Here is a 4,477-nt window from a genome sequence, read left to right on the forward strand (position 1 = left end):
AGTTCGATGGAGAACGGGTCGGGTTCGACCCGTTCTCCATCGAACTGCGCCAGTGCTGGGAGACCTTCCTCTTCGCCAACGGCGGTCAGCTCTTCAGCGCGGACGGCAAGAAGGTGCTCTTCACCGACAACCGCGGTGTCGAGGCGCTCCAGTTCTTCAAGGACCTGATCAAGGACGGCTCCGCCTCCTACGCGAAGAAGACGGACCTGGGTGCCCCGACGAACGTCCAGACGGGCAAGGCGTCGATGATGATGACGTCCAGCGCCCTGTGGGTGCAGGTCGGCGAGCAGAACCCGGAGCTGCTGAAGGACGACAAGCTCGGCGCCTTCGTGCTGGCCAACCGCCGGCCGGCGATGCTCCAGGGCGGCACTCTGGTCACCCAGTCGGCGAGTTCCAAGCACCCCGCGGCGGCCCGTGCGCTGGTCGAGTACCTCGCGAGCCCGGAGTCGATCCTGGGCGCGGCCAAGCAGCGCGGTTCCGTACCGGGGCTCAAGGACCTCAGCGACACCGGCTATGTGAAGGAGAACAAGTTCGTCGACCTCTCCCTTCAGAACATGGGCGACGCCTTCTCGGAGGGCGGCACCGCGGCCTGGATGGAGATCCGCGAGAAGATCAAGCCGACGCTGGAGCCCGCGATCGTGGGCGGTCAGTCCGCGAAGGACGCCATCGCGGAACTCGGCCGTCTCGCCGAGGCCGCCATCGGCCGGATGTGAGGCGTCACTGTGGGAGCTGTATCCGTACTGAAGGCACGGCCCAAGGGTCCGCCTTCCCCGCCTGAGAACAGCGCACCGGCGACGCGGCGATCTCGCAGGACCCCTACGGGTCCCGGGCGTCGCAGGCAACGGGCCGGCATGCTCATGGTGACACCCGCCCTGCTGCACGCCTGCCTCTGGATCGGGCTGCCGGTCATCGCCTCGGTCGTCCTGGCCTTCACGAAGTACGACGTGCTGACGCCGCCGCAGTTCGTGGGGTTCGACAACTTCCGGGACATGATGGGCGACGCGGTCTTCCGCAAGTCCATCGTCAACACCATCATCTACACCTTCTTCACCGTGCCGTTCGGCATGATGCTGGGGCTGCTGATGGCGCTCGCCCTGCACACGGGCCTGAAGGCGCGGGGCATCTTCCGCACCGCGATCTTCCTGCCGCAGGTCACCGCGACGGTGGCCATCGCCCTGGTCTGGCTGTGGATCTACAACCCGGGCAACGGGCTGTTCAACACCCTGCTGTCATTCGTCGGCATCAACGGTCCGGCCTGGCTCGCCTCGACCTCATGGGCGATGCCTTCAGTGATCCTGGTCGGCATCTGGCAGGGCATCGGCATGAAGATGCTGATCTATTTGGCCGCGTTGCAGTCCCTGCCGAAGGAGCTGTACGAGGCGGCCTCGGTGGACGGCGCCTCGAAGGTGCGGCAGTTCTTCTCGATCACGCTGCCGCTGCTGAAGCCGGCGACGTTCTTCGTGCTCATCACCTCGATGATCAACGCGTTCCAGTCGTTCGACCAGATCTACATCCTCACCGACGGCGGACCCGCCAACAGCACCACGATGATGACGTATGAGATCTACAAGTCCGCCTTCCGGGAGTTCCGCGTCGGCTACGCCTGCGCCCAGTCCCTGGTGCTGTTCGTCCTGCTGATGGGCTTCACCCTGGTCAACCGGCGGATCATGGGAGGCACCCGTGGCCACAGCTGAGCTGCACAAGTCCGGGGCCGTACGTCCACCCCGGCCCGCCGCGAAGGGCAGGCGCCGCTCCGCCGGCCGGATCGCGCTCTTCCTGACACTCTGCGTCGTCTCGCTGCTGATGGTGGTGCCGTTCGTCTGGATGGTGCTGACCTCACTCAAGACCCCGGTGGAGATCGCGTCGCAGGACGCCGGACTGCTGCCGGAACACTGGGAGTTCGGCAACTACGTCGAAGCGCTGAAGGAAGCGCCCTTCGCCACGTACGCCCGCAACAGCTTCGTCATCGCGTTCAGCCACACCCTCATCAACGTCCTGGTGGCGTCGATGGCGGGGTACGCACTGGCCCGGATCAGGTTCCGGGGCAGCGAGGTCATCTTCTACCTCTTCATCGCGGCGCTGATGATCCCGACCTACACCAAGGTGCTGCCGGAGTTCCTGATCGTCCGCTTCATGCCGCTGGCCGGCGGGAACGACCTCTTCGGCCAGGGCGGCAGCGGCTGGCTGGACTCCTGGTGGGCGCTCATCGTGCCCGGCGCGGTCACCCCGTTCGCGGTCTTCCTCTTCCGGCAGTTCTATCTGGATCTGCCGGTGGAGCTGGAGGAGGCCGCCCGCCTCGACGGGCTCGGGGAGTTCCGGATCTACTCCAGGATCATGTCTCCGCAGGTCAAGCCGGCGTTCATCACGGTGGCGCTGCTGACCTTCGAGTCCTCGTGGAACAACTTCCTCTGGCCGCTGCTGGTGACCCATTCGGACAACCTCCGGGTGATCCAGGTCGGGCTCTCCGTCTTCAAGACCGAGAACGGCACCCAGTGGCACTTCCTGATGGCGGGCACCACGCTCGCCACCCTGCCCATGGTCGTTCTCTTCCTCATCGGCCAGCGCTATTTCGTGCAGGGCTTCGCAACCGCCGGTCTCAAGTGACCGGTCCCGGTCCTGAGCGACCGGATATCGAAAGGTTTACCCCCCATGTCTGCTGATCTCCAAGGTTCCCGCGCACTGGTGACCGGAGCGGGCCACGGCATCGGCCGTGCCATCGCCGTCGCCCTTGCCGAGGCCGGCGCCGATGTCGCCGTCCACTACCACTCCTCCGCCGACGAGGCCGCGAAGACGGTCTCCGAGATCGAGGCGCTGGGCCGGCGGGCCAAGGCGTTCCAGGCCGATGTGACGGTGACGGCCGAGGTGGACCGCTTCGTCGAGGAGGCGACCGGATTCCTGGGCGGCCTGGACGTCCTGGTCTGCAACGCGGGCCATCTGATCGGCCGGGCGAAGATCGCCGAGATGTCGGACGACCACTTCGACCGGGTCATCTCGACCAATCTGACCTCGACGTTCCGCACCGTGCGGGCCGCCCTGCCGCATCTGGCCAAGTCGTCGGCCGGGCGCATCATCACCATGTCCTCGCTGGCCGCGCACAACGGCGGCGGCCCCGGCTCGGTCGCCTACGCGGCCGCCAAGGCCGGCATCCGGGGATTCACCAAGGGTCTCGCCAAGGAGCTGGGCGGCAGCGGCATCACGGTGAACACCGTGGCACCCGGCTTCATCAAGGGCACCGCCTTCCACGACACGTTCACCGCGCCTCAGGCGCAGCAGGCGATGGAGGCGGGCATTCCGGTGGGCCGGGCCGGCACTCCGCAGGACGTCGCCTCGGCCGTCGTCCATCTGGCGTCGCCCGCGTCCGGCTTCCTGACCGCCACCACGGTGGACATCGACGGTGGCGTGTGGCCGCGTTGAGGCGGATCGCCCGGGAGCGAGGCGGCTGGTGGCACGCGTACGTGTGCCCGGCGCACGGTGTGGAGCTGGATCACGGCGATGTGCTCGCCGGGGTGTTCCCCGAGGGCGGAGCGCGCTGTGCGTACGGCTGCCGGGTGGACAACGAGGCGGTGCGCGGGGCCTGGCTGGTGCTGTCGCACCAGGCGTGGGCGCGGCACCTGCGGGTGCTCGCCCATCGCGGCGAGCGCGCCGAGGCGGTGTCGCGGCTCGTCGAGTACGCGGGACTGTACGAGGAACTCGCCACCGCGCAGCACGGCGAGGCACAGGGCTGGATGCTGCGCGGCCGGCTCTTCCACCAGGCGCTCACCGACGCGATCTGGGCGGTGAACATCGGCCATGCCGTCATCACGCTCGCCGAGCGCGGCACGGATGATCTGGCCGGGGTGCTGCCGCTCCTCGACGCGCTGGAGCGCGCGGCTCTGGACGCCCGGGACGTGCTGACCGGGAAGGGGCAGCTCGCCTCGAACTACACCGCGTGGCTCAATGCGGCGGGAGTGGCCGCCGGCCGCGGCGCCGCAGCGGCGCGCGGGCAGGAGTGGGCCGGCGGCAAGGAGTGGCTGGAGGGCGAGCACGGCCTGTACGCGCATCTGCGGGTCGCGGTCGCCGAGGACGGCTGGGAGTGGGAGGGCAGCACCTATTACCACGGGTTCGTCCTGCGGGCGGCGCTGCTGGCGCTGCGGGGCACCGACCCGGCGGCCGTTCCGGCCGATGTGGTGGGTGTGCTGGCCGGGATGACGGACGTGCTGGCGACGATCGCGACGCCGGGCGGCGTGCTGCCCGCGCTGCACGACGGTCCGTATCTGCGTGGCCCGCTGGCTCTGGAGTGGCTCGAACTGGTTGCGCTGGCACAGCAGTTGGTCCCGTCCGCCGCGCTGGAAGCGGTGGCGGGACGGGCCCGGGCCGAGCTGGGTGCGGGGGACGACGGTCTCGACCGGGAGCTGGGCGGCTGGTTCGCCGGCCCGGCGCTGCCGGCCCGGCCGGCTCCCGGCGCGCTCACGGTGTTCACCGCGGCGGGCTACGCGGT

Annotated in this window: 4 protein-coding genes and 1 pseudogene; all 5 read left to right on the forward strand. The window is 68.8% G+C overall.

Annotated elements, in window-relative coordinates:
* A partial coding sequence (locus tag J1C73_RS20950; RefSeq protein ID WP_207317770.1) for an extracellular solute-binding protein occupies nt 1-713 on the forward strand: 713 nt, incomplete at its 5' end.
* 138 nt (nt 714-851) lie between these two features.
* Nucleotides 852-1,694, forward strand: coding sequence for a carbohydrate ABC transporter permease (locus J1C73_RS20955; protein WP_207317771.1), 843 nt, complete (start codon nt 852-854; stop codon nt 1,692-1,694).
* The gene (locus J1C73_RS20960) at nt 1,681-2,604 is read left to right on the forward strand and encodes a carbohydrate ABC transporter permease (protein WP_307797754.1); all 924 of its coding nucleotides are present in this window, start codon (nt 1,681-1,683) and stop codon (nt 2,602-2,604) included. The genes J1C73_RS20955 and J1C73_RS20960 overlap by 14 nt, the downstream gene beginning before the upstream one ends.
* A 45-nt stretch (nt 2,605-2,649) precedes the next feature.
* A complete protein-coding gene (locus J1C73_RS20965) occupies nt 2,650-3,414 on the forward strand; it encodes an SDR family NAD(P)-dependent oxidoreductase (protein ID WP_207317772.1) in 765 nt (254 codons plus the stop codon).
* Nucleotides 3,402-4,477, forward strand: a pseudogene (locus J1C73_RS20970) (heparinase II/III domain-containing protein); the annotation flags it as partial. The gene J1C73_RS20965 and the pseudogene J1C73_RS20970, both read left to right, overlap by 13 nt.

This window comes from Streptomyces laculatispora (genome assembly GCF_017353455.1).
GTDB lineage: Bacteria > Actinomycetota > Actinomycetes > Streptomycetales > Streptomycetaceae > Streptomyces > Streptomyces laculatispora.

Coding starts and splice junctions, on each gene's coding strand:
- J1C73_RS20955 (WP_207317771.1), top strand. CDS start 852: ATGCTCATGGTGACACCCGCCCTGCTGCACGCCTGCCTCTGGATCGGG.
- J1C73_RS20965 (WP_207317772.1), top strand. CDS start 2,650: ATGTCTGCTGATCTCCAAGGTTCCCGCGCACTGGTGACCGGAGCGGGC.